At 62.5% G+C, this 3234-nt stretch carries 4 protein-coding genes; 3 read left to right on the plus strand and 1 reads right to left on the minus strand.

The features are described 5' to 3' along the window. Positions 1 to 330: 330 nt before the first annotated feature. From ACESMZ_RS10440 to ACESMZ_RS10450, 3 genes are all read left to right on the plus strand, one after another. Positions 331 to 1452: a transglycosylase SLT domain-containing protein gene (locus ACESMZ_RS10440; protein WP_372972584.1), complete on the plus strand. Its 1122-nt coding sequence runs from the start codon at positions 331 to 333 to the stop codon at positions 1450 to 1452. 50 nt (positions 1453 to 1502) lie between these two features. Next, the gene (locus tag ACESMZ_RS10445) at positions 1503 to 2261 is read left to right on the plus strand and encodes a sulfite exporter TauE/SafE family protein (protein ID WP_372972585.1); all 759 of its coding nucleotides are present in this window, start codon (positions 1503 to 1505) and stop codon (positions 2259 to 2261) included. A 116-nt stretch (positions 2262 to 2377) separates the two neighbouring features. Next, positions 2378 to 2668: a ferritin-like domain-containing protein gene (locus ACESMZ_RS10450; RefSeq protein WP_091851689.1), complete on the plus strand. Its 291-nt coding sequence runs from the start codon at positions 2378 to 2380 to the stop codon at positions 2666 to 2668. Positions 2669 to 2697: 29 nt separating this feature from the next. Here the strand turns inward: ACESMZ_RS10450 and ACESMZ_RS10455 are convergent. Next, on the minus strand, positions 2698 to 3234 hold a 537-nt coding region (locus tag ACESMZ_RS10455), incomplete at its 5' end, for a GGDEF domain-containing protein (protein WP_372972586.1).

Below are 3234 nucleotides of genomic sequence, written 5' to 3' on the forward strand. Positions count from 1 at the left end.
TCCGGGCCTCCTGGTACTGGGGCAGGCAGATGGCATTCAGGGTGGGGTTCACAGCCTCGGCCCGGGCGATCGCCGCTTCCGTGACCTCGGAAGCCGCCACTTCACCCCGGCGCATCAGGTCGGCCAGGCCGGTGGCGTCGTATTGCAGGTAGTCTGAAACTTTCATGGTGTTAATCCGTTGTTGTTTTGATTCCGGCGGGTGTTGCGGTATAGGTAGCAGAGCATACGCCTGAGTATAGATCCGAGTTTAGCAGCACCGGACCAACACGCCGACTGATGCGACACCCGGTTCACCATCCTGACCACCCGCCACTGATGTACAGGAGCCACATGTTTGTCCGGGCCATCCGAAACCAGATTCTGACGAGGCTGCTACTGCTGCTCTGCGCCCTGCCAGCGATGGCCAGCAGTGACGCACCGGCGCCGGTGGAAGACTGGCAGGCTATCATCCGCAGCGCCCCCTACTGGAGCAGCCAGGGAGTCTACAACAACATACTCGACATCCGCCGCTGGGTGCTAAGCGAGTCCGGCTACTGCTCGACCGCGGAACGACATCTGTTATTCGACCACCGGGGCGCATTTCTGGGGTATGTCAGCGATGCGGACACCAGTGAAGCCACCCAGCAGCGCCTGAACACCCTGCGCCAGAAGCTCGCTGCCGAAGGTCGTGCCACGGGATGGACACCCGGCGACGCCAGCACCCGGGGTTACCCGTTCGCCCTGGCCTGCGACCAGCCCCACGCCCGACTGGGCGAAGCGGTGGGTCGCTATCTGGGTGAGACCGCCTCTGATCGGCTCTGGGGCCGCTGGGACGACCTGGACTTTGCCACCGAAGCAGCTCCGGGCACCCTCCATGAAGCACTGCTGCACGTATACGACACCCGTAGCGAGCAACAACGACTGTCACTGCCCCTGGAACTGCCCCGGTACCTGGCCGGCATGCTGCTGATCGAGAGTGGCGGTCAAACCCGGGCTCATTCAGCAGCTGGTGCCCGGGGGATCATGCAGCTGATGCCAGGGGTGCTCGGGGACTGTGGTGTGGCAGAGCGCAACCACTGGCACCGGCTGGCCCAACTCGACTGCGCCATGAAGCTCGTGAATCGCAACGCCCGCATCCTGGAACCGCTTATCAAGGAACACTTTCCGCAAATGCCGGAAGCCAAGCGCCAGCGACTTTTCACCCTGTTGCTGATCCAGGCCTATCATGGCGGTGCGGCCCGCATTGAACGACTAATGAGTGACGAGGAGCTGGATGGGCCGGCCGAGTACTTTGCCGAGCACCACGAACGTTTCAGTGCAGGCGATATCGCCTTTGGCATGGTGTTCCACAACCTGGGCCGGGATCGACTGGGGCTGGCGTCATTGTATTATGTGGCCGATGTTGAACTGGCGACCCGGGCCCTGTGCGAACAACCGGCACTGGCCCAGACGCCTTTCTGTAAGGCGCCCTAACGCCCCGGACGGGAAGCCAGTTTTCGTTCCATTACGTTGTGGAGAATGTCTTGCTGTCACTCCTGCCTCCGGGCCTCGTCCCGGAAATTGCCCTGATACTGCTGGCCTGCTCGACCCTGACTTCGCTGATCACCGCCGCCGTCGGCGCCGGTGGCGGAGTGATGCTGCTGGCACTGATGGCCATGTGGGTGCCGCCGGCCGCTATCATACCGGTCCATGGCATGATTCAGATGGGCTCCAATGCCGGACGTATGGCCATGACCTGGCGCCACATTGACTGGCGGGTGATTGCCGCCTTTGTGCCTGGCGTCATTCTCGGGGCCGTGGCTGGCAGCCTTTTGCTGGTACGACTGCCGGCCTGGGCATGGCAGGTGACCATTGCCGTGTTTGTGCTCTACCTCTGCTGGGGGCCGAAGTTGCCACCGCTGGCCATGGGGCGGGCCGGCGTATTCCTGGCCTCGACAATAACCAGCTTTATCTCCTTGTTCGTGGGGGCCACCGGCCCCCTGGTGGCCGCCTTTATCAAGCAGATCCACACTGACCGGTTCACCACCGTGGCTACCTTTGCCACTGCCATGACCCTGCAACACCTGCCCAAGGCCCTGGTATTCGGCCTGGCGGGTTTCGTCTTCCGGGACTGGTTCTGGTTCCTGGCCGCCATGATCGGCATGGGCTTTCTGGGTACCTGGCTGGGACTGCGTGTACTGGGGCGGCTGGGCAACGAGACCTTCCGGCGCGTCTTCAACCTGCTGTTGACCCTGCTCGCCCTGCGCCTGCTCTGGCTTGCCTGGCTGCAATGGACATTATGAGCCCGGGCGACCGGGCGGGCTGGCCAGAGGTCGGCAGTCCCGACTATGCTTGTTACTATCAGGAATAACCTAAAGCACAACGATCCAGGATCAATCCAACCGCCACAGGAGGCCCCATGGCCAGCGATAACCTGCACGCCCCACGCGAGAAACTTTCAAAGAAAACCCTGCACATGCACCATGCCATCGTATCACTGATGGAAGAACTGGAGGCGGTTGACTGGTATCAGCAGCGGGCGGATGACTGTGATGATGAATCCCTGAAAGCCATCCTTTTGCACAATATGCGGGAAGAGATGGAACATGCCGCCATGGTGATCGAATGGCTGCGCCGCAACAACGATGACTTCGCGGGATTTCTCAAGGAGTTTCTCTACAGCGAAGGGGATATTGCCGACCACCACTGAACGCCGGTCAACGACGGACCATCGCCCTCTTACTCTTCAGTGGACGGCACGGCCACCACCTGATTCCGGCCACGGGCCTTGGCAGCATAGGCACCCTCGTCCGCCCGGGTCAGTGCCTCCCGGGGACTGCTGTCCCCGGCGCTGAGGTCCGTGAGCCCGATGCTGGCGGTGACCCCGAAGCGGCGCCCTTCCTGCTCCAGCTGAAGCTGCTCGATACCGGCCCGCACCTGGTCGGCCAGCATGGCACCCCGTTCAAGACCGCAGGCCGGCAGCAGAATGGCAAATTCGTCCCCGCCAAAGCGGGCCACGGAATCGGTCAGGCGAACCGCCTGGCGAAGAATGTCCGCAAGCTGCCGCAATAGCTCGTCCCCCAGCAGGTGGCCCCCCTGATCATTGATCGGCTTGAAGTGGTCCAGGTCAATCAGCATCAGAACCGTCGGTACCTCCAGGGCTGAGGCCTGGGCAAGCCACTTCACCAGCTCTGCGGAAAAGGCCCGCCGGTTGAGCAGCCCGGTCAGGCTGTCATGGGTGGCCTGCCAGGACAGGTGCTGCTCCTGCTGGCGGCG

The organism is Marinobacter sp., assembly GCF_041690615.1.
GTDB lineage: Bacteria > Pseudomonadota > Gammaproteobacteria > Pseudomonadales > Oleiphilaceae > Marinobacter.